Source organism: Treponema pectinovorum, from assembly GCF_900497595.1.
Classification (GTDB): domain Bacteria; phylum Spirochaetota; class Spirochaetia; order Treponematales; family Treponemataceae; genus Treponema_D; species Treponema_D pectinovorum.
The window spans coordinates 325,553-348,295 of the sequence record NZ_UFQO01000003.1 but is presented as its reverse complement, the minus strand read 5'-3'; the positions used below and the strand labels follow the sequence as shown (position 1 = coordinate 348,295).

Genomic DNA, 22,743 nt, shown 5'->3' with positions numbered 1-22,743 from the left:
ATCAAACAGATTAAAACGAGGTAAACATGAGGCAATTTTTTACGATTTTGGCAACGGCGATAAACATTTATTCATTCATAATATTGATACGGATATTTTTAACTTGGATTCCAAATTTTTCATACTCAAAATTTGCAAGAATTTTGTCGTCAATATGTGATCCTTTTTTAAACGTCTTTCGTAAAATAAAATTTTTAAGATTTCAGGGATTGGACTTTTCTCCAGCGTTAGCCTTGTGTTCTTTGTATGCACTTGCAACAATCTTTACAAGCCTTTCTCACGGGAATCAACTCACTGTGGGCTATTTTCTTGCAGTCATAACAGGTTTAATCTGGTCGCTCATTTCTTCAATCGCAAAATTTTTAATTGCACTTCTCGTAATCCGCCTGATAATCTATGCGGTTATGCGCTTGATTGCCCGAAATCGTCCATATAACTCTTACAATCCTTTGTGGGATCAAATTGACAGATTGATTTCTCCTATCGTATATAAAATTTCAGGGATTTTTTCTAAGCGAATACTGTCTTTTACAACAGCACTTATAATTTCTATCGTTTTTTCAATTTTATGCGTAACTTTAGCAGATTTTCTGATAAAAATTGTCTGCAACTTATTTATTCATCTTCCGTTTTAAAAACGCAAAAAGATGAAAGTAAGCGAAATAAATAATTCAATTTCAACTCTTTCTGGAATTGGTCCTTCAACACAAGCACTTTTTGCAAACCTAAACGTGTTTACGATTGGAGATTTATTGCAATTTTATCCGCGAGAATACGAGGACAGAACAAAAAAAATAAATCTCGCCCAAGCTCTACAAAATCAAAAAGTGAACACAATCGCAAAGGTTACCGCTCATCAATGGTTTGGCTATGGAAGGATGAAAACCTTAAAAATCTTGATAGAAGATTCGTCTGCAAGTGCACAACTCGTCGCGTTTAATCGCCCATTTTTAGAAAAACTTCTGCCAATAGGAGCGATAATAAGCATTTGTGGAAAATTTGAGCAAAGATACGGCACCTTGCAATCAACTTCTTTTGAAGCAGAAAAAATTTCACAAAACGGCGAATTAAAAGATTACGAAGACAGCCTTCCGCCAAATACGAGGATAATTCCAATCTATCATTTAACGCAAGGTTTAACCCAAAAAAATGTTCAAAAAGCGGTGGAAAAAGCATTAAAACAGTTTGCCCTCGGACTAGATGACGAAATTCCTGAATATTTGATTTTAAAGCACAAATTACTGCATAAAACACAAGCAATAAAACTCATACACAATCCGCAAAGCCCCGAAGAATTAGAAAACGCGCGCAAAACCCTCGTTTACGAAGAACTATTTTTGTTTTTAACTGCAATCGCAAAATCCTCGCTAGAACATAGAGGCAAACTTCCAGGAGAAAACACAATAAATCTCGATTCCATCTTTTTTGATGGAAAACAAAAAGACGAACAAACTCTCTCGCATGAACAAGTAGATTTTTATTTTAAAAACTCACTTTCTCCAAAACAAAGACACTATCTTGAGAGACTCGCCTTTACACCAACCCCAGATCAAAAAAAAGTTATAACGATTTTAAATCGCCAAATAGACAATAGTTATCAAATTTCAAATAATTCTCAAAACCGCGATTCAATTTTTTCTTCGATAAGGGCGCTTTTGCAAGGCGATGTTGGAAGCGGAAAAACTCTGGTCGCATTTTTTCTTGCTTTGCGAGTAATCGACTACAAAAGCCAAGTTGCATTTATGGCACCAACAGAAATTCTAGCACGACAGCATGCAGAAAACATCGCTAGCGAACTTTTGCCGCTGGGCGTAAATGTTGCATACCTAACAGGAAACATAAATGCAAAGGGGCGTTCTCAACTTTTGCAAGCATTAAATGATGGAACAATAAATTTAGTCATAGGAACCCATGCGCTTTTTTCAAAACGGGTTCAATACAATGACCTCGCCTTTACAATAATTGACGAACAGCACAGGTTTGGAGTTATGCAACGCCAAGCAATCTTCAACAAAGGCAGAACTAGCACACATCCAAAAGTAAAAGAACCAAATTTTTTGATGATGAGTGCAACCCCAATTCCGCAGACTCTCGCACTTACAGCCTTTGGAGATTTAGATATCTTCGACATAAAGACAATGCCACAAGGAAGAAAATCCATCGAGACCTATCTTACAAAAGAAGGAAATGAAGCAAATGCGTATGAAGCGGTAAGAAAAGAATTGCAAAAAGGACACCAAGCATATTTCGTCTATCCTGCAATCGAGAGAACTTCAATACAAGAAAGAAACGATTGGGAATTTGAAGAAAACTCGAAAAAAAAATTAAAATCCGCGGAAGACGCATACAATTTTTTAAAGACAAAAGTCTATCCAGAATATAAAATTGCCCTCATCCACGGAAAAATAGACGAAGAAACACAAGCGCAAATCTTAAAAGATTTTAAAGACAAAAAAATCGATATTCTAGTTGCAACGACAGTCGTAGAAGTTGGCCTAAATGTTCCAAATGCAAGTTGCATGGTAATAGAACAGGCAGACCGATTTGGGCTTAGCACTCTGCACCAACTGCGCGGAAGAGTTGGCAGAGGAAGCGAGCAGTCGTATTGTTTTTTAATCTATTCAAAAAATATAAGCCAAAACGGAATTGCTCGAATGAAGGCTATAAGAGAAACTGCGGATGGTTTTAAAATCGCAGAAGAAGATTTAAAACTTCGAGGCCCTGGAGAAATTACAGGAACAGCGCAAAGTGGCGAACTTTCTTTTGCGATTGCAGATTTGCAAAGAGATCAAAAAATCTTAGCGCTAGCAAAAGAGGATTCATTCAAAGAAGCCATGTATCAATATCAAAATAAAATGCATCAGTAGCAAAAACAGGCTATAAAGAATTAAAAAATTCAATTATCAATTTTTTTATAATTTTACGGGCGGCTTTTTGCTCCACTGGCGTTCCGCAAAAACCGGGCTTTGCGGGGTTCCGCTATCGCTACATTGGTGGCAAGCCACCAACGCTAAGCGCCCCTACAATCCCTTGCCGCTGGAAGCTCGCAGGCGGGCAGCGGGGCTACAAGTAGCCCCTGCCACATTGTTGCACAAGAGGTGCGCCCCAAAATTTAAGCGACGTAGCTTACAAGCCTTCTTGCTCTTACAGGATGTTGCAAACGAGTTATAGCCGTTTTTTCAATCTGGCGGATTCTCTCTTTTGTAAGATTGCATTTTTCACCAACCTGAGCCAACGACATAGGCTTGCCTCCGCCAAGTCCGTAGCGCAAGCGAATAACTTTTTCTTCATTTGGTTTTAAAGTCAAAAGAACATTTTCAATATCGTTTTTAAGACTTTCGTCCATCAATTTTTCGTCGATATTAGAATATTTTTCGTCTTTTATAAAATCGCCAATGCTGCCAGATTCGCCATCTTTGCTTTCAACCTTTGCGTCTAAACTCACCATATCGCGGCTTATAGAAATCATCTCTCTAACATGCGATTTTTCCATACCGAGCATCTTTGCAATATCGGTTATTTCCTGCTCTTCGGTTTTTCTTCCAGCAACGGTTTTTCTAGCCTTTTCAATTTGAACAAGCTCGTTCACTCTGTTCATTGGAAGCCTTATCGACCTTCCTTTTTCGCAAATCGCCTTTAAAACAGACTGTCTAATCCACCAAACCGCATACGAAATAAAATGGTAGCCTTTAGAAACATCAAATTTTTCAATCGCAGTTAAAAGTCCAATATTGCCTTCGCTGATTAAGTCCACCAAATCCAAACCGTGGTTTTGATATTTTTTTGCAACGTTTACGACAAAGCGAAGATTTGCATTTACAATTTTATCTTTTGCAGTCTTATCACCATTATGAGCCAAAACCGCAAGTCTAGTTTCTTCCTCGTGATTGAGCAAAGGAATTTTATTTATTTCTTTTAAGTACATTCCAAGGATTTCTTCGTCGTTTGTCATATCAAATCTCCCAAATTTAAAATCTTATATCACTAATATAAAAGCAAATTTTGTGCCAAGTTTTTTATCATCAAAAACACAAGAAAAATAATGAAAATAAGCCTGTTTCTTCAGAATTTTGGACTTTTTAATGCAAAATCTGACAATTTTATGCTTGTCAAAAAAAGTATTCTACAAATAAGATGTAATCATTCGGCTCTGAATTGGGATTATCGTTTCTTTTTGACACAAAAATAAAGAATATTTTTGGTAGAGAGTCATTTTGGCACAAAAATAAAATCGATTTTTCTTGACGATTGAGAATAAAAATTTATATATTTTATTGAATATAAAGAAAATAAAAATGGAGGCAATATAATATGAAACTCAAACCATTAGCAGACAGAGTTCTTCTTAAACAGGAAAAGGCAGAAGCAACAACAAAATCTGGAATCATTCTTCCAGAAACTGCACAGGAAAAAACTCAGACTGCAAAAGTAGAAGCGGTAGGTCCTGGAACCGAAAAAGAAAAAATAACAGTAAAAGTTGGCGACCGCGTAATGTATGACAAATACGCAGGAGTTCAATTAAAAATCGACGGTGATGAATATCTAATCGTAAAGAATTCGGATATAATCGCAATCGTTGAATAAATCAATACTACAATCCTGACTTTTTGGTCAGGATTTTTTATTTTAACTTTGTTCGCAAAACTTTTGCATCAACGTTCAAAGGATCTAACGAAAGAGCATAATCAAGCGAAAGAATGGCGCCTTTGATGTTGTCCATATCTTTTTGAACCAAAGCAGAGCGGTACAAAATCAACGATTTTAATTTTTTATTGCGAGTACGTCCAGAAGCAAGCCCATAAAGGCTCAATGCTTTTTTTAATTCTCCAGAACTTGAATAAAGGCAGGCAAGGTTTACGGCGGAAGAGACCTTTGCTAAAGGCGAAAATCCATAAATTTCATCATTTACAAGCATTTTTTTCACGCTACCAGTTTCAAAAAGCACATATTCATATAATCTTTTTGCAGCATCAAAATTTTCGTCGATAAGAGAAAAATACGCTGCCATTTCAATTTCCCAATTTTCCATCCTGTTTGCATATTCACTTGCCCTGTCACCAAAAGCCGCTTTTAAAACAAAATCTGGAACTTCTGGCGCAAAATATTTTTTTTCTCCACCAAACACATCGTAAGAAATGCTCTTTTTTTCATCGTCGGAATTTTCAGTCATCTTATAACGAGCATACAAATACTTTGCAAAAAGCTCGCGTGCATCTTGAACTTTGGAATATTTTAAAAGTGTGCTAACTGCAAAATTCACAAGTTTTGGCGGATACATATCGCCTGAAATCTCGTTGAGTTCTAGCGTTTTCCAAATCGCCCCGTCAAGTTTGGTCGCAGGTAAATTAAGGTTATCTTTTAGGAAAAGTTCCAACTGCTCAACCAAAAGGTCATCATCGACGGCGATTTTTTGTTTTTTTTGTTCTTCTATTAGTGAATCAATTCTATAGCGAGCGTCGCTCATCAAAAATTTTGGGCGTTCATCTTTTTGCTGCATAGAATAAGAACGTAACTTTGTCTTTCGTAAAGCGCTTTCAAGCATATCTTGCTGTTCAATTTGAGCATCCTGCCAGGCAAATTTTCCGTAAGTAAGAAGTGCGGGAATATTTTGTGGGTCTTCCATCACAACTTTTGTCAAAAAATCATACGCTTTAGAATATTCTCCGCGCTCATAAGCCCACAGCGCACTATTTACATAAACAAGCGCAGAGATTTTTTGACCTCGTTCTTTTGAAAGCGAAATCCATTTTTCCCTTGATTGCTGTGCCGCTTCATAATCGCCAAGACTTGTATATGCGTCGCTAAAAAGAGAAACTTGAAAATTTGAAAAGTTATCATCATCAATTTTTTCAAGATTCTCGACGCAAAGGTCGTAATTTCCTGCATCAAATTGAACCAAAGCCCAAAAAGGTGCAGAGGATTTTTCGATTTCATCCTGCAATAAAGCCGCTTCCTGAAATTCCCCAATTTTTAAAAGCGGCAGCGCTGCGTCTATGAGCCATTTATAATTTTTTGTAGCGACATAGCAGTCCTTGTAAACAGACGACAGTGCTTTTGAAAAATAATCATTCTGCGTATTAGATTTTAAAACGCATTCAGAATGGATTGATGCGTATTTTGTTCCCACAAGTACGTGCGATATTTTTAACGCTTCTTCAAGCCGTTTTTCTCTCAATAAAAATTGCGAGTAAACCGCAGAAATCTCTAAATTTTGAGGTAATTTTGAAAGAGCGGAAACGAGAGTTTTTTCTGCAAGTTTTTTTTCGCCTAAAGTCATATATCGCTTGTAAATTCCAAGCCGAGCATAAGAGCTATAAGCGGATTTTGATGTTTTTTTAAGGAGTTTTAGAGCATCGGCAGGCTCGGCGTTTTCAATGAAGGAATCTACAGCATCAAGAGATGACAAAAAGGACTTCACTTCGCTTTTATCTGAACAAGATATAAAAAAAAATCCAATCAAGATAAAAGCACAGGTAAAGGATTTAAGTCCAAAAGAACATCTATGTTTTTTCTTCATAAGATGCACTAAAAATCCGCCTATCTTTGTGATAAAATCCTATTTATATTATCCAAGACCGCATTCACGAATTTAAATGCATCGTCTTGTCCATATTCTTTTGCAATATCAATCGCTTCATCTATAACAATAGAGGCAGGAACTTCTTTTTGAAAAAGCAAGGCATAAACGCTCATTCTAAGAATTGCAAGCGAAACCTTATTCACTCTGTCGAAATTCCAGCCTTTTAAATTTGACTTTATCAATTCGTCAATCTGTGCCTGATTTTCTATTGCACCAGCGATTAAAACTCGTGCAAAAGTTGAAGTTTCCATATCTAAAACTTCGCCATCAGAGTCTTCTGTCGCCCAAGAGAGCGCAAGCACTTCATCTTTGTTTATTCCACCAACATCCCAAGAATAAAGTCCTTGAAATGCGAGTATTCTTCCTTTTCTTCTAGACACTTTTATTTCCAGCCAATTACCAGTTTAACAACTTATCCAATGCAGCACCAGTTTTTTTTCGTTCAACATTTTCTGGGGTATCCAAAGTTTTTGTAACTTCCTGAACAGCGGCTATCATCGCTTGGCTCTGCTTTTGCTGAGTTAAATTCGATTTTATATAATCGTAAACGGTTATTGTAGTTTCCGGCTGAACTAAATCGCTCAAAGAAAGCATCTTTGCAGAATATTTTGCACGGATTGAATAAAATTGAAAGTCGTTTTCTGTTTCGTTTATCCCAGAAACATAACCAATATCCTTTCCAAAAAGTTCAAGCAATTCTGAATAAGAAATTCCTAGCTGCTGAGCATGCTGAGCGGTTTTACTTATGAATAAATCTCCACCTTGATAATCTTTTGAATTTGCTGCGTTGGTTTTAATTTTTTCTGGAGTTGTTTTTTTGTCTTTTAATTCTTTTAAGAGCGCTTCGGATTTTGATTTTATTGCAGCGTTTGCAGAAACGTCTTTTTCTTTAGGAAAGATAACCAAAAAAAGTTTGAGCATATCATTTTGGACAAAACTTGCCTTGTTCAATTCGTAAAATGCTCTTATCTCTTCGTCGCTTGGAGCCGCTTTTGAAATTTCATCGCGTTTTTGCTGAATAACAAACTGCTGTGCAAGAAGTTGATTTTTTAAATACGCTTTATATTCGGAAGTATTCATCCCAACTGTATCTTTCATATATTCGTCAAGATTTTTTCCTGTCTGCTGTTTTACGATTTCTTCAAATTCTGCTTCGGTAACATTTCTTCCAATCTGTGCACTAACGTTCTGAAGAAAATACTGATTAACCTGAGAATCCGTAATTGCCATTCCAGATTTTGTTGCCGCTTGAACAACCAGTTTTTCATCTATCATTGCGTTGAGAATTTCTTTTTTTTGGTCTACGGTAAACGAAGAAATTCCATTTTGCTTTGCATAGATTTCTACCCGTGTTTTTAACTGCCTCAAAGTTATCGTTTCAGACTTGTTCAATTTTACGGTAGCCAGAGGCTGTAAATCCGCCTGTGCAAAGAGGCTTCCACAAATCATAAAAGCAAGAGACAAACAAAATGCTAAACGTTTCATAAACTTTCCTTATTTTTCTTTGTAAGAGCTTCAAAAACGAAACCCCTTTATCTTGTATTTAACAAATAATTTAAAATCTGGTTACACAAAGATTTTTATCTTTTATTGTGAATCCAAAGGAAGTCCTCCAGAAATCACTGCACGGATTCTGCGTACACCCGCAGACGACGACTGTTCTTTTGTAATTTTAAATTCGCCAATCTGTGCTGTATGTTGAACATGAGGGCCACCGCAAACTTCTTTAGAAAACCAATCCGTTTTGCTATTGCGCCCAATCGTATAAACTTTTATCTGTTCGCCATATTTGCTTTCAAAAAGTGCACGAGCACCTTCTTTTCTCGCTTCATCCAAAGTCATAATTTCCATCGTAACAGGCAAATCTTCTTTTATCTTTTGATTTACAATGTCTTCAACCTTTTTAATTTCTTCTTGTGTCATTGGACGGTCAAAAGTAAAGTCAAAGCGCATTCTTTCGTTGTTGATATTTGAACCTTTTTGAGCAACTTTTTCGCCCAAAACATCTATTAAAGCCTGCTGCAAAAGGTGAGTTGCGGTGTGGTACTTTGTTGTGATATCAGACTGCTCTGCAAGACCACCCTTCGCTTTTCCTGCATCTAAAGTTTTTGACGCTTCCTGATGTTTTTTTTCTGCAACTTTAAATCCTTCAATATCGACTGTAAATCCATTTTCTTGTCCCAATTCTTGAGTGAGTTCCAGAGGATAACCGTAGGTTTCGTAAAGATTGTATGCAATTTTTCCAGAGATTATCTTTTTAGGGTTTTTCATGAGGTTTGGAAGGAGTTTTTGGAATTCAGCTTCTCCCTTTTTTAAGGTAAGACGGAATTTTTCTTCTTCCGCAGTCAATTCAGATTTTATCTTAGAAGAATTCGCTTTGAGTTCTGGATAAGCGATTTTAAAATTTTCGATAACAGAATCTGCAACTTCTGCCAAAAATGCTTTTTCAATTCCGAGTTTCATTCCGTGGCGAACTGCACGGCGAATCAAACGGCGCAAAACATAGCCTGCACCAACATTTGAAGGAGAAATTCCTTTTGGATCTCCAATTATAAAAACAGAAGCGCGGCTGTGATCTGCAATTATGCGAACAGATCTATCTTTTTCTGGATTAGAACCGTATTTGTAAGAGGAAAGCTCTTCTATTTTTGCGATTATAGGCTGGAAAACTTCTGTAAGATAAACGGAAGTTTTTCCTTGCAAAATGCAATTTGTGCGTTCAAGCCCCATGCCAGTGTCTACGTTCTTTTTTGGAAGCGGAACTAAAGTCTTTTCGTCAACTCGGTTAAACTGCATGAAAACGTTGTTCCAGATTTCCATCCAATTTGCGCTGTCGGTCGCTTTATTTGAACCAACAGGAGGCACGCCTTCTCCAACCCAATAAAAAATTTCTGTATCAGGACCACAAGGACCTGTTGGACCTGCTGCCCACCAGTTATCGCTTGCAGGAAGATATGCGATTTTATCCTCACTCATTCCAACGCTCTTCCATGCTTCAACAGCTTCGTCATCGCGAGGAGCATTTTCGTCACCTTCAAAAACTGTTACTGAAATTTTTCTAGGATCGAGTGCAAGCCACTTTGGAGAAGTTAAAAATTCATAAGAAAAAGCGATTGCTTCTTTTTTAAAATAATCGCCCAATGACCAGTTTCCTAGCATTTCGAAAAAAGTAAGGTGGCTTGGGTCTCCCACTTCTTCTATATCACCAGTTCTAACGCATTTTTGATAGTCCGTAAGCCTAGTTCCAGCAGGATGTTTTTCTCCCAAAAGATAAGGAACGAGAGGATGCATTCCAGCAGTTGTAAAAAGAACCGAAGGATCATTTTCCGGAATCAACGACTGTCCGGAAATTTCAACATGATTTTTTGATTTAAAGAATTCGATATATTTCGAACGTAATTCGTTGGCAGTCATATCGGAACATTTTATTGAATTGACTTTACAATTTCAATAGAAGTCCTGTTTTACAAAGGTTGTAGCAACTATTCATCTGTTTTTCTAACTTCTGTCTTTTTTAAAATAATGGGCTGCGTTTCTGTTGGAAAAAATCCGCTGGGATTAACAACTACAGGTTGCAAAATCAAAGTGTCGGTATCATCAAGCAAAATTTCATTCAGGTTTCCGTTACGAAGGGTTTGTGTTTTTGTTATCTTTGCAAAAGAAATCGAATAATATCCGTTAAAATATTTTGATGAAGTTTCACTTTTAAACTGAAGTACATTTGATGAAGAAATTTTATTTACTAAAAAACGCCCTTTGTCTTTTATTTTTTCTCCATCGACAGAATATCCATCTTTTGTAAAAACGATATAACTCAAATCGCCAGAAAGCCACGCCTGCCCTTCCACAAGTCTTTTTATTGCATTTTCGCCTTGCAATGTTACGCTGCCCAAAACTTTATCGACCGATTTTTCTGAAAGTTTTTTGTAATTTCCATCCCAAAGTGTGTTTTCGCCAATTATCATGCGGACATCATCTTGAATTCTAACTCGAATTTCATCGACATTGACCAGCGAAATATCAAATCGCCTTTGCAAATTTTCTATAGATTTGTTTACGGAAGAAAAATAAATTCCGTTTCGCCTTAAATTTGAATTCAACCAGGAATAAACTTCTTCGCTGTCTTCATAGTGAAATATTATCTCTTGGTTTTGATAGTTAAAGAAAATGTATCGCATTACAGAGCCTGTCATGTCTGTCTTGTACCAAAGCCCGTCCAAAAATTCTGCAAAAGTGGCAACCGTTCCATCCTGAATGCGCTCTAATTCGCGCGCTGCAATTTTGCTTCCTGTAACTTTAATTTGACGCACAGAGACATATTTGCCTTCATCTTCGTTCCAGTCGTAAAGGGTTTGAATCTGGTCGAGGCTTGTAGAATCTTCAGAACTGTCGGAAGAATAAACCCACACAGGAAAACTCGCTGCTCTTGTTCTGCTCAATTCATACGCTTCATTGCGTTCAAATTGCTGAATAAAGATTGTTCCGTCGGACTCAAAATCAGCTATCTTTGTTAATACGAATTCATTTTTTTTGTTTCTGCTTCCATTAAAAATGCAAAGCACGGAATTTCCGTTATCCATAATTCCCTGATACACGAGCGAATTTTTGTGATTTCCTATTACGTCTAAACTTGTGCAGGCAAAAGTTCTTGTCTGGCTAACATTTGTTGTTATTAAAACTGCGCGCAGATACGATGAAGTTGAAGGATTGTAAAGCCCAACGATTAACGAAATAAACGGACTTTTTGAAGTTTTTACGATATTTATCTGATCATCAAAACCGTCGCCGTCTATATCCATTGTAACTACGCTGAGCAGAGTTTCGTCGTTTGCAAGTTCTATAAACGATTTTTGAACAGAATCTTCGTATTCGTTACCATCGTTTTCGCCTTGAGTTTTTTGAGAATCCACAACAGGCGTTACAACTCTCGCCCTAGATATAGAAGAATCCTTGTTAAAAATATTTCTCCCAATTAAAAAGAGCGCAAGAAAAGTGGCAACCAATATAAATACTACGGGAATTGTTCGTTTCATACTGTGGCGATTATACATTTTTTTAAGATTTACATTCAACGAAAAAATCATTAAGAAAATCTTACGTTTTGTTATCATAAATTGACATTATTTTTCATTTCAATACAATCACTTTCCTGATGAATAAGAATATTGAAATTTTTGAAACGATGCCTGTTCCAAAAGCAGTGCTAAAATTTGCTCTTCCGACAGTTGTGAGCATGATTGTTGCAGTCTTTTATAATATGGTGGACGCATTTTTCGTAGGCCAGACAGGCGACCCTAGTCAATTTGCAGCGGTAAACGTTGCAACTCCAGTTTTTATGTTTTTGATGGCGGCTGGAAACATCTTTGGGATGGGAGGCTCTTCGTTTATAAGCCGTGCCCTTGGAGAAAAAAATTACGAAAAAGTAAAAAATATTTCATCATTTTGTCTGTATGCAGGAATCGTTACAGGAATTCTTGGCGGCGCATTGATTCTTTTTAAGATGCCTTCGATTTTAAAATTGATTGGAACAACGGAAACAACTTTTTCTTACGCAAGCCAATATTTGAGCATAATCGCTTTGGGAGGACCTATAATTGTGCTTTCAACCGCATACACAAATATAGTCCGTGGCGAAGGTGCTGCAAAAAATTCGATGATTGGCATGATGGCCGGAACCGCGATTAACATTGTATTGGACCCAATATTCATTTTAAAAAGTTTTTTAGGAATTCCCGGTCTTAATATGGGCGTCGCAGGGGCAGCCATTGCAACTTTAATAGGCAACGCTGTAACTCTCATAATCTATCTTGCTCACTCGGCATCCAAAAATTCATCGCTTTCGTTAAAACCAAAATTCTTTACGATGCGGCAAAATATTTTTACAGGAGTTTTTTCGATTGGACTTCCTGCAAGCCTTACAAACATTTTGATGAGTTTGAGTTCTATCTTAACGAACAATCTTCTAGCATCGTATTACAGCGTAAAAGTAACTTCGGAAAAACTGCTTCCACACATAACAACCTTTATCGATAACGCTGCCGTTTATGGCGATATTCCAACGGCTGCGATGGGTGTTGCATTAAAGGTAAATATGCTTGCGATTTTTATTCAGTTGGGAATCGGAATGGGAGTTTCGCCTTTAATCGCCTACAACTTTGGCTCAAAAAATTATTCGAGAATGAACAGTTTTATGAAGTTTGCAATATTGTTAAACGTTATAACAGGTGTTGCCCTTACAGGAATGTACATCGTATTTGCAAAGCAGATAATAAATATATTTTCAAAAAATCCTGCGGTCGTATCTTTAGGCGTTGATATGATTTATGCGCTTATGACTTCTATTCCGTTTATTGGAATAATGTTTGTAATAAACTTTACATTCCAGGCGATAGGAAAGGGATTTCAATCTCTAGTTCTTGCGGTAAGCAGACAGGGAATCGTTTTTCTTCCTGCAATACTTTTGATGAACCACTTTTTTGGACTTTCGGGAATAATATTTGCACAGCCTATTGCAGACGCTATTTCGGTTATAACTGCAGTCTTGATGTTTGCCTTTATAAGCAAAAAATTTAAAACCTCGTCAAAAACATCACAATAATTTTACAAAAAATCGCTGTAAGAGTGAGATAAAATCGTAATTGCATAAAAAGCAACAACCGATTTAAAATATCTCACTTTACGCAATCACCTTCTTATCCTATACTCTGTTCATATATGGTCGTTCTCGCTTCGCTGTGAACGGCTGACTAAAAATTCGTTTCGAAAGTTGAAACTTCCTTCAACGACTTTTTATAGGAGAAAAAAAAATGGGTGAAAATTATTTTAATTCAATTCCTTGGCGCGAGGCTCGCCTTCAGTTAGGTCACTGTCGTTCTATGGCACAAGAAGAATTTGCAGACGGAGTTAGCGCTCTAAAAGGCAAAAAAATCGTAATAGTAGGCTGCGGCGCGCAGGGCTTAAATCAGGGACTTTGCTTGCGCGATTCTGGTTTGGACGTTTCATACGCACTTCGCGAAAGCGCTATAACAGAAAAAAGGCAGTCGTGGAAAAACGCTACAGAAAACGGTTTTAAAGTTGGCACCTATGATGAACTCATTCCAACGGCAGACTTAGTCGGAAACCTTACTCCAGACAAGCAGCACTCCGCTGTAATAAACGATGTTATGAGCAAAATGAAAAAAGGTTCTGCACTCTGGTATTCCCACGGATTTAATATCGTAGAAGAAGGAATGCAGATAAGAAAAGACATAACCGTAGTTATGTGCGCACCAAAAGGTCCTGGAACAGAAGTATGGCACGAATTCCAAAGAGGTTTTGGAGTTCCGGATTTAATCGCAGTTCATCCAGAAAATGACCCAGAAAACAAAGGTTGGTCTTATGCAAAAGCACTCGCAGTTGGAATGGGTGGTTCAAAAGCTGGCGTTCTTGAATCTTCATTTGTTGCAGAAGTAAAATCCGACTTGATGGGCGAGCAGACAATTCTGTGCGGTATGTTGCAAGCTGGCACAATCGTATGCTACGACAAGATGATAAGCGAAGGTCTTTCTCCAGAATACACGACAAAATTTTTGATGCACGGCTGGAATGTAATTTCTGAAGCGCTCAAATGGGGTGGAATTACAAATATGATGGATCGCCTTTCTAACCCTGCAAAAATCAAGGCAAACGAACTTTCAGTTCAGCTTAAAAAATTGCTCACACCGCTCTATCAAAAACACATGGACGATATAATCTCTGGCAAATATTCTTCTACAATGATGAAAGACTGGGCAAACAAAGACCACGATCTTTTAACCTGGCGCGAAGAAACTGGAAAACTCGCTTTTGAGTCAACACCAGAATCAAGCGAAGAGATAACTGAACAAGAATATTTTGACAAAGGAATTTTGCTCGTTGCAATGGTGAAAGCCGGTTGTGAACTTGCATTTGAAACTATGGTTGACGCAGGAATAAAAGAAGAATCCGCATATTATGAATCTTTGCACGAAGTTCCTCTTATTGCAAATTTGATTGACCGCAAACGCCTCTACGAAATGAACCGCGTAATTTCTGACACAGCAGAATACGGTTGTGCGTTATTCTCAAACGCAGCAGTTCCACTTTTGCAAAAAGAATTTATGCCAAAAATTCACACAGATGTAATCGGCAAAGGTCTTGAATTAAAAGATTCAAATGTAAACAACGTAGCACTCGTAAATGTTAATTCACAAATCAGAAATCATCCTATCGAAATCGTAGGTCGTAAACTTAGAGAATATATGACTGCAATGAAGCCTTTAATCGACTAAATCGAAAAATAGCTTCGATAAATGATAAACTAAATGAAGTGTAAAAATGATTTTGCACTTTGTTTTAATTGGACTGTCCTGCAATCAAAACTTGAAAACGGACAGTCCTTTTTTATTTCAATTTATTTTATGCGGTTATTTTGATAAAAAATGTGGCGGGAAAATAAGACCAGATTTCAAAATGCTTGTACGAGAAAAAATAAATCAGTCGTCGCCAAACTTACCGTGAAGAATCAAAGGATTTTGATTTTCATCATCCTTTTTATCTTCGCTTTCATCATCGGAACCGCTAAAATTTTCTTCAGAAGAAAAATCTTCTTTGTATCTTGTCTTAACCGTCATTTTGGATTTTATTTCGTCTAAAGCAGGATTAAAAGCCCTTAGAATACTTGCAAGCGTTACAAGGATTTTTTTATCAGCATCCTTACACTGAATGAGTTTTTCATACGCATTGTAAATCAATATGTATGAATGATTTAAATTTGTGTATTCGGCGTTGTAAACATCAACCTTTTTCATAAGTCAACTCTCCTTAAAAATTCTTTTACGGCATTCAGGTTTTCAATTCCACATAGCCTGCCTTCATCATACACCCTTTGCAGACTTTGCGGATTTAATTCTGCACGGCCGATGTTTAAATCGCTTTTTGGGCATATCGCAAGACAAAAACCTTGTTTTTCGCGTTCAAAAACATAATCTCGTTCTGCGTTATAAACTTCATGCCTTTTAAACCACGCTTCTTTTACAAGCGGATATTTTCTGAGAGCAAGGCTTGCTATGAGTTTCGAATGAGAAGCTTTTTTTACAAAACCTTTTGGCTGAGTCAAAATCACAACATTTTTTTGATAACCTAAATCTTCAAAGGCTTTTAAAGGAATTGAATCTGTAATTCCGCCGTCGAGCAATTCATTGCCATCAATTTTAACCACGCGGCTAACTATAGGAAGCGAGGCACTCGCACGCAACCAGTCCATTTCGCTTGCGACGCAGGTTTCTAATTTTTTGTAGATTGGTTTTCCTGTTTTGCAGTCGCTCACAACGCAATAAAATTCCATTGGATTTTCTTTGTAAGTTTTAAAGTCGAAGATGTCCAGTTCTTGAGGTAAAGTCTTATAGCAAAATTCGGCACCGAATAAATCGCCTGTCAGAAGAAGATTTTTTAGAGAACAATATCTTTTGTCTTTGCCATATTTTTTATTGTAGCGAAGTGCTCTTCCTTGCTGCTTGGATTTATAATTGCAGCCAAAAGTTGCTCCAGCGCTAACACCTATTGCTCCGTCAAATTTTATATCGTTTTCTAAAAATACGTCGATTACGCCAGAAGTGAACATTCCGCGCATTCCACCGCCTTCTAAGACAAGTCCATTTTTCATAATTTATTTCTCTATAGAATTTTCTGCGGCTTCCAATGTGTTGTACATCAGCATCGCGATTGTCATAGGTCCAACTCCGCCTGGAACAGGAGTTATAAAACTCGCTTTTTCCTTTATCTGTTCAAAATCGGTGTCGCCAATCAATCTAAAGCCGCTCTTTTTTGTTGAATCTGGAATTCGGTTGACTCCAACATCTATAACAACCGCTCCGTCTTTTACCATATCGCCAGTAACCGTATGCGGATGCCCAGACGCTGCAACTATTATATCCGCCTGCAAAGTAAGCTCTTTAAGATTTTTTGTTCCAGTGTGGCACATCGTAACGGTACAGTTTATATCTTTTCTCGAAAGCAAAAGCGAAACTGGTTTTCCAACGATATTTGACCTTCCTATAACAAGTGCGTGCTTGCCGCTGGTTTCTATGCCAATTTCTTTGAGCAGTACGATTATTCCGTGCGGAGTGCAAGGCAAAAACGCTTTTTTACCGATAACAAGATTTCCAACATTTACAGGATGGAAACCGTCAACATCTTTTTTTGGGTCAATCTTCGTTATAACTTTGTCTTCGTCAATGTGTTTTGGAAGCGGCAACTGAACTAAAATTCCGTGAACGCTTGGGTCGTCATTCAATTTGTCTATTAAAGCCAAAAGTTCTTCTTCGCTCGTATTTTCCGGCAAAACTTCTGAACGGTCTTTCATGCCTGCTTCTGCCAAAGCCTTTCTTTTTCCTGTAACATAACTTACCGATGCTGGATTTTCGCCAACAAGGACAACGGCAAGACAAGGCGTTATTCCCTTTGCTTTTAAATCTGCAACTTTTTCTGCAACTCCCTGCCTAACTTGCAAAGCAATCTGCTTTCCGTCGATAACCTGTGCGCTCATTTTTGTACCTCTTTATTTTTTATGTAACTAATTCAAGTCAAGGGCTGTTATATGATTGTTGAAATGCAGCCTAAAAATCGGTTAATATTTTGCTTTCAAACTATATATACTTTTTTATAAAATTGCTATTGATTGTGCAAAACAGTTTTTGGTTATGGGAGATTCGATGAAAAAAATACTACTTCTGCTCTGCTCTGCTTTATTTATGATGAATTATGCATTTTCTCAAAATTCATCTACAGACGATGAAGAAAAAAGCGGCTTTTCTGCTGAATATAAGATGAACGAACCTGGCGACCAGTTTATAAACATTGGGTTAATGGTAACATTTCCGCTAAACTTTGGAGGAACTTTTCCGCTGTATAGAGATGGTCAACTTTCCACTGGTGGAGCAGGCTTGATAGGCTACCACAGATTTATAACTTCAAACTTTGCAGTGGGTTTTGATATAAGTTTTGGCTATAATCCTACGATAGGACAGAACATGTTCACTTATGTGCCTTTTACATTTTGCTTTACATACCAGCCAACCTACAAGAGATTTGAATTCCCAATTTCGCTTGGAGTTGGAGCCGCTGTGGAAAGTTATCTGAACAGAACTTATTTTCCAGGATTTGTGCTAAAACCTGAATTAGGAATTTTTTACAGAGTAACGCCGAGTTGGTCTTTCGGGACAAAAGGAAATTATCTCTATATGCCACAGTGGTATAGCGATTCTTCAAAAAACGATGTGGGTTATTTTTCTTCTATTGTAGTAGCAGCTCGCTACCATTTCTAAATAAAAAGGATACAAAAAAAATGAAAAATAAAATTCTAAGAATCTTACACCTTTCGATAATTTTAAGTTTTGCACTCGCGTTCTTTTCTTCATGCTCAGGAGTTATATTTGACACAATACGCGAAGAAGTAAAACTTTCTGATGCACAAATTGGCGGCGATGTAAACCTGCTCATAAGACATACCGCTTCGGGCAGCGAATATCTTTATATTTGTTTAGGGAATATTTGGAAAAAGGATGTAAACGATGCAGTAACAAGCGGCGGAACATACAACGACACCTTAAAATCGTACACTGGAAATTGGGAAAAAATCTCAAACCCCGGAAACTTCATAACAAGCATCGCTTCTGCATACAATTCACTAACAACAAAAAACGAACTTTATGCGATGTCTCTCTACATAAAATCTGTAGATAACGATGGCGAAAATAAACCTCAATCATGGACTGTTTATTATTCAGCAGATAACGGCGCCTCTTGGCAAACAGTTACCTACACAAACACAACACTCGGAACCGTTGTTACAAAACCTTCCACGAGCAAAAGTCAAAAATTTGCAGTCTTTGGAACAAACACTCCAAAAACTCAAAACAGAGCAGCGTTCTTAAACCTCGACGGAACAATATTTCGTCTGGAAGGTGGAAAGGCGACACAAATAAGCGCAAGCCCATCATACAAATTTGAATCTTTAAGCGATTCAAGTGCAAGCATATATGCAAATGCAATAAGCGTTGCAACTTTTGACGGCTCAACATTTTATTTTTCTTCTAGCAGTGCAATAACCTCAAACGAATCTCGAAATACAGCGGCAACCCACCTGTACGCAGCAAGCGGAAGCACAACTTATTACAGGGCGGTTTCAGACTCAGCATGGACAGCAAAAAAAGTACTCTCAGCTTCAATCTATTCAATAGCGTCAACTTCTGGAAAACTTCTCTGCGGAACAAGCGATGGCTTGCAAGCGATAAACACGAACTCATCTTCCGAGCCAGACTCTTCGACCAGCACAGCAAAAAACGCATCTTCCACGCTTTCTTCTTATTATCAAGTTAGAAACGTGCTCGCAATCGACCCTTCAAAAACCGACACAGCGACCGACCTTTACGCCTCAACAGATTTTAAGGGACCTTCAAAAAGCACAAGCGCAACCTTCCAGAATGTCGGACTTTGGGCATATTACCCTGGACGCGACAAATGGAACAAAGAATAGAATTTGCGTTTTTCTAATTTATATAGAGCAAGCCACTATAAAAAACAAGACTGATTTTTTCGGTCTTGTTTTATTTTTTAATCCCGCTTTGCAGGGCTCCGGCGTCAAAGCGCCTACGTTGCGTTGCAACGCGTCCCGCGCCCTTACAATCGGGGCTAAGAATTTTACTATCCGCAAAATGCAACCTAAAAACTTGCAATAATTATCGACAAAATCTTAATTTTTGTTCTCTTCTGAGTTTTTAGTTTTTTTATGTTAAACTAATCTTCTATGAGTGATTTATTTGACGCTTCAAAACTGCAAAAAGAACCTCTTGCTGCTCGGCTTAGGCCTCGTAACCTTGACGAATTTATTGGGCAAGATCACATTGTTGGCAAAGGAAGGCTCTTACGCAGGGCTATTGCTGCCGACCAGCTTACTTCTGTCATATTCTATGGGCCTCCCGGTTGTGGCAAAACAACTCTGGCTAAAGTCATTGCAAATCATACAAAGTCAAATTTTATAACTTTAAATGCTGTCCTTACTGGTGTTGCAGAAATTCGCACGGCTATAAAACAGGCAGACGACTATTTTAAACTTTACAGCAGGCACACTATCCTTTTTGTCGATGAAGTTCACAGGTGGAATAAAGCTCAACAGGATGCGCTTCTTCCCTGGGTCGAAAACGGAACGATAATTCTGATTGGTGCAACGACAGAAAATCCGTTTTTTGAAGTAAACAAAGCGCTGGTTTCTCGAAGCAGGGTTTTTCAATTAAAACCGCTTACAAAAGAAGACCTCATAAAAGCGGCCCATTTTGCATTGAGCGATTTGGAACGCGGTTATGGGCACTGGAATGTTCAATTTGAAGAAGGTGCACTAGAACACCTTGTAGACACAGCAAATGGCGACGCTCGTTCTCTATTAAACGCAATTGAGCTTGCTGTAGAAACCACTCCTGAAAAATGGGATCCATACAATGCAAATCCTCTGCCACCGTGGGGAAGCACGATAAAAATTTCTAAAGAGGTTGCAGAAGAGTCGATTCAAAAAAAAGTTGTTCTATACGACAGGGACGGCGACTATCACTACGATATAATTTCTGCATTCATAAAATCTTTGCGAGGACGAGACCCAGACGCTGCAATGTACTGGCTTGCAAGGATGGTAAAAGCAGGCGAAGATCCTCATTTTATATTCAGGAGAATGTTAATTTCTGCCTGCGAAGATACAGGTCTTGCAGACCCTTATGCTATAGGAGTTGTAACAAGCTGTGCAGACGCTTTTGACAGGGTTGGCTTACCCGAAGGACGCTATCACTTAGCGCACGCGGCTTTGTATCTTGCAACCTGCCCAAAGTCAAATTCGAGCATGGCATTTTTTGATGCACTTTCGAGCGTGGAAAAAGACGACGCACAAGTTCCTAATCATCTAAAAGACTCCAGCAGAGATGCAGAAGGTTTTGGTCACGGCGAAGGCTATCTTTATCCGCATGCGTACCGCGACCACTGGGTTGCTCAGCAATATTTGCCTTCGAGCCTTGTTGGCAGAGTTTTTTATACGCCGTCGCAACAAGGATACGAAGCAAAAATACGAGAAGAAGTTTTAAGCAGGCGAGAGATTCAAATCTCTATGATTTTGCAAGGCTTACCTCCAGAAAACAGCGATACGGATTCTTCTTGGGGAATGCATCCTCGTCCACATTTTGCAGAAGATTTTGAAAATCCAATAGGCGAATGGTGGATAAACAAAGCTTTTGATAAAAACACGACTGTAAAAGAAGAAAATCTAACTTTTACTCCCACAAATCAAAGAAAAGAAAGCGCTTTAGATAGAGCAGAAAAAGCTTGGCGGAGCAGACTTGACTCCAATAAAGCAGAAATTTTAACAACTATCCGCGATGCAATGATTCAACTTGCAGACTTAAGTCGCCATACTAGAAGCCTAATATGGAACGCAGACGATTCCCTTTTGCTTTGGGAAGTCAGCAGGAAAACTCCAGAAGGAGCAACAGCAGGTTTGTGCTTTAGCCAAAGGGGGCTTGAAATTTTAGAGCAATACGGAAGAACTTTGGACAATCTCGACAAGCCTTTTCTTATGTTGCGCCCACAGTCTTTGCAAAACTACTTAAACGCAGAAGTGTTCCAAAAAGTTTTAGAAAATTACAGTGAAAACGGAATAATCTTTGATAGGATTTTTTTTAGAGACCCTTTTGCAAGCCAGGATAGTGCCGATGTTTTAGCTTATTCGTTTTCAAAACTTTCCAGTACGCTTGTACCTAAAAATATGCAGGTTATAATCTCGCAGAAGATTCCTTGTAAAGGACAAAAAATTTCTGCTTTGATTTACAACCAGATTCTTACAGAAAGCACAAGGCAGAGTTTTTCTTCGATTCTAAAAAAAATGGAAGATGCTGAAAACGATTTTTTTAACGACAACGAAAATCCACTTTTTAACTGGAATGAAAAATCTATACGCAAATCATTTGAAGATAAGGGATTTTCTGTAAGAGCTGCTTCTAAGGTTATATGCGAAAAAAGACAGATAACCGAAAACGAAATAAACCGTTGGTTTGACGTAAAATCATCTTCGTATGGAAGCACCATGAATATTGCTCTTGGCGAAGAAGATTTAAATAAAATAAAAAACCTTTTGCTTTCTGCTTGCCAGAACACGATATTCTCGTGGAATTCTATAATTGAGTTTATGAGCGTTTCTGTGATAAAGTAAAAGCACATTGCAGATTCAATCGCGTTAGTGTATGTAGCCATGGCAAAGCCAGCCACCGCAGTGATGAGCGAAACAAAGTTTTGCGAAGAACGAGGAGGCCGAGCGCATAGCGAGTGGCGGAACACACGACCTGCAGAATGCAGGGAACGCACAAAAAAAAAACAGGAGCATTCAAATGAATTTTATCTTTTTAGGTCCTCCAGGCGCTGGCAAGGGAACTTTGGCAAAGGAAGCCGCAAAATCTTTTAGCATTCCACACATTTCAACTGGCGACATATTCCGCGAAAACATTAAAAACGGAACCGAACTTGGAAAAAAAGCAAAGGCTATAATCGACGCTGGAGGTTTGGTTAGCGATGAAATAACGATTGACCTTGTAAAAGACAGGCTTTCTAAACCAGACACCAAAAACGGCTACATTTTGGACGGATTTCCGAGAACAATTCCTCAGGCTAAAGCATTGGACGAATTTGCAAGCATAGACGCCGCTGTAAATTTTGACATTGCAGACGAAGCTGTTGTAGAACGCTTGGGAGGAAGGCTTTGTTGCAGAGATTGCGGACAGATGTATCACATAAAATTTAATCCGCCAAAAATCGAAGGCAAATGCGACAAATGTGGTGGTGAACTTTATACTCGCGATGATGACAGTGCAGAAAGCATTAAAAATCGCCTTGTTGTTTACAGGCAGTCGACTGCACCGCTTATCGATTTTTATAAAGATAAAGGAAATTTGGTGAATATAGACGCTCGTCCTGCTCCTGAAAAAGTTTTGGAAGAGTTTAAATCAAAATTTGCAAAATAAGGATGAGAGCTGGCAAGGTTTTATGCCGGCTTTTTTTTTGAATTTTTAGATTGTGCTGAGATTTGAGCCTGTAAAAACTAAAATAAAGCGTTACAATCGTTGAATAATTCTTTTTGT

The 22,743-nt window shown here is 38.0% G+C and carries 18 protein-coding genes; 9 read left to right on the top strand and 9 right to left on the bottom strand.

Annotation, left to right across the window (positions count from 1 at the left end; genetic code table 11):
* The first annotated feature begins 26 nt into the window (after window positions 1-26).
* Window positions 27-635, top strand: coding sequence for a YggT family protein (locus FXX65_RS06145; protein ID WP_147615539.1), 609 nt, complete (start codon window positions 27-29; stop codon window positions 633-635).
* Window positions 636-647: 12 nt separating this feature from the next.
* The gene (gene recG / locus FXX65_RS06140) at window positions 648-2,867 is read left to right on the top strand and encodes an ATP-dependent DNA helicase RecG (RefSeq protein WP_147615538.1); all 2,220 of its coding nucleotides are present in this window, start codon (window positions 648-650) and stop codon (window positions 2,865-2,867) included.
* Between the two features lie 245 nt (window positions 2,868-3,112).
* Here recG and FXX65_RS06135 read toward each other — a convergent pair whose 3' ends face one another.
* Entirely contained in the window at window positions 3,113-3,952 is an 840-nt protein-coding gene (locus tag FXX65_RS06135) for a sigma-70 family RNA polymerase sigma factor (RefSeq protein ID WP_147615537.1), read from the bottom strand.
* A 359-nt stretch (window positions 3,953-4,311) separates the two neighbouring features.
* Here FXX65_RS06135 and FXX65_RS06130 point away from each other — a divergent pair, with 359 nt between their 5' ends.
* Entirely contained in the window at window positions 4,312-4,584 is a 273-nt protein-coding gene (locus FXX65_RS06130) for a co-chaperone GroES (RefSeq protein WP_147615536.1), read from the top strand.
* 37 nt (window positions 4,585-4,621) lie between these two features.
* On the opposite strand, the gene FXX65_RS06125 is transcribed toward FXX65_RS06130, so the two are convergent.
* The 5 genes from FXX65_RS06125 to FXX65_RS06105 form a co-directional block, all read right to left on the bottom strand.
* Window positions 4,622-6,517 carry a tetratricopeptide repeat protein gene (locus tag FXX65_RS06125; protein ID WP_147615535.1) on the bottom strand — a complete coding sequence of 632 codons (1,896 nt, stop codon included), beginning with the start codon at window positions 6,515-6,517 and terminating at the stop codon, window positions 4,622-4,624.
* A gap of 20 nt (window positions 6,518-6,537) precedes the next feature.
* Entirely contained in the window at window positions 6,538-6,966 is a 429-nt protein-coding gene (gene nusB, locus FXX65_RS06120) for a transcription antitermination factor NusB (RefSeq protein WP_187115345.1), read from the bottom strand.
* A gap of 10 nt (window positions 6,967-6,976) precedes the next feature.
* The gene (locus FXX65_RS06115; protein WP_147612931.1) at window positions 6,977-8,065 is read right to left on the bottom strand and encodes an MOSP complex formation periplasmic protein, TDE1658 family; all 1,089 of its coding nucleotides are present in this window, start codon (window positions 8,063-8,065) and stop codon (window positions 6,977-6,979) included.
* 102 nt (window positions 8,066-8,167) lie between these two features.
* Window positions 8,168-9,994 carry an alanine--tRNA ligase gene (locus tag FXX65_RS06110; RefSeq protein WP_147615533.1) on the bottom strand — a complete coding sequence of 609 codons (1,827 nt, stop codon included), beginning with the start codon at window positions 9,992-9,994 and terminating at the stop codon, window positions 8,168-8,170.
* Between the two features lie 68 nt (window positions 9,995-10,062).
* Window positions 10,063-11,613: a pallilysin-related adhesin gene (locus tag FXX65_RS06105; RefSeq protein WP_187116229.1), complete on the bottom strand. Its 1,551-nt coding sequence runs from the start codon at window positions 11,611-11,613 to the stop codon at window positions 10,063-10,065.
* 119 nt (window positions 11,614-11,732) lie between these two features.
* Here FXX65_RS06105 and FXX65_RS06100 point away from each other — a divergent pair, with 119 nt between their 5' ends.
* On the top strand, window positions 11,733-13,178 hold the full coding sequence (locus FXX65_RS06100) for an MATE family efflux transporter (RefSeq protein ID WP_147615531.1): 1,446 nt from the start codon (window positions 11,733-11,735) through the stop codon (window positions 13,176-13,178).
* A gap of 208 nt (window positions 13,179-13,386) precedes the next feature.
* Window positions 13,387-14,868: a ketol-acid reductoisomerase gene (ilvC, locus tag FXX65_RS06095; protein ID WP_147615530.1), complete on the top strand. Its 1,482-nt coding sequence runs from the start codon at window positions 13,387-13,389 to the stop codon at window positions 14,866-14,868.
* Between the two features lie 204 nt (window positions 14,869-15,072).
* Here ilvC and FXX65_RS06090 read toward each other — a convergent pair whose 3' ends face one another.
* The 3 genes from FXX65_RS06090 to folD are packed head-to-tail and all read right to left on the bottom strand — an operon-like array spanning window position 15,073 to window position 17,123.
* Complete coding sequence (locus FXX65_RS06090; RefSeq protein WP_147615529.1) at window positions 15,073-15,387, bottom strand: hypothetical protein; 315 nt, start codon at window positions 15,385-15,387, stop codon at window positions 15,073-15,075.
* Entirely contained in the window at window positions 15,384-16,241 is an 858-nt protein-coding gene (locus tag FXX65_RS06085) for a patatin-like phospholipase family protein (protein ID WP_147615528.1), read from the bottom strand. The genes FXX65_RS06090 and FXX65_RS06085 overlap by 4 nt, the downstream gene beginning before the upstream one ends.
* Before the next feature lie 3 nt (window positions 16,242-16,244).
* Complete coding sequence (gene folD / locus FXX65_RS06080; RefSeq protein ID WP_147615527.1) at window positions 16,245-17,123, bottom strand: bifunctional methylenetetrahydrofolate dehydrogenase/methenyltetrahydrofolate cyclohydrolase FolD; 879 nt, start codon at window positions 17,121-17,123, stop codon at window positions 16,245-16,247.
* A gap of 166 nt (window positions 17,124-17,289) precedes the next feature.
* Between folD and FXX65_RS06075 the strand changes: the two genes are divergently transcribed.
* From FXX65_RS06075 to FXX65_RS06060, 4 genes are all read left to right on the top strand, one after another.
* Window positions 17,290-17,901, top strand: a complete 612-nt coding sequence (locus tag FXX65_RS06075) for a TP0733 family outer membrane beta-barrel protein (RefSeq protein WP_147615526.1) — start codon at window positions 17,290-17,292, stop codon at window positions 17,899-17,901.
* A gap of 20 nt (window positions 17,902-17,921) precedes the next feature.
* The gene (locus FXX65_RS06070) at window positions 17,922-19,112 is read left to right on the top strand and encodes a hypothetical protein (RefSeq protein WP_147615525.1); all 1,191 of its coding nucleotides are present in this window, start codon (window positions 17,922-17,924) and stop codon (window positions 19,110-19,112) included.
* Between the two features lie 270 nt (window positions 19,113-19,382).
* A complete protein-coding gene (locus FXX65_RS06065) occupies window positions 19,383-21,821 on the top strand; it encodes an AAA family ATPase (protein WP_147615524.1) in 2,439 nt (812 codons plus the stop codon).
* A 175-nt stretch (window positions 21,822-21,996) separates the two neighbouring features.
* Window positions 21,997-22,626 carry an adenylate kinase gene (locus FXX65_RS06060; RefSeq protein ID WP_147612940.1) on the top strand — a complete coding sequence of 210 codons (630 nt, stop codon included), beginning with the start codon at window positions 21,997-21,999 and terminating at the stop codon, window positions 22,624-22,626.
* Window positions 22,627-22,743: the final 117 nt, after the last annotated feature.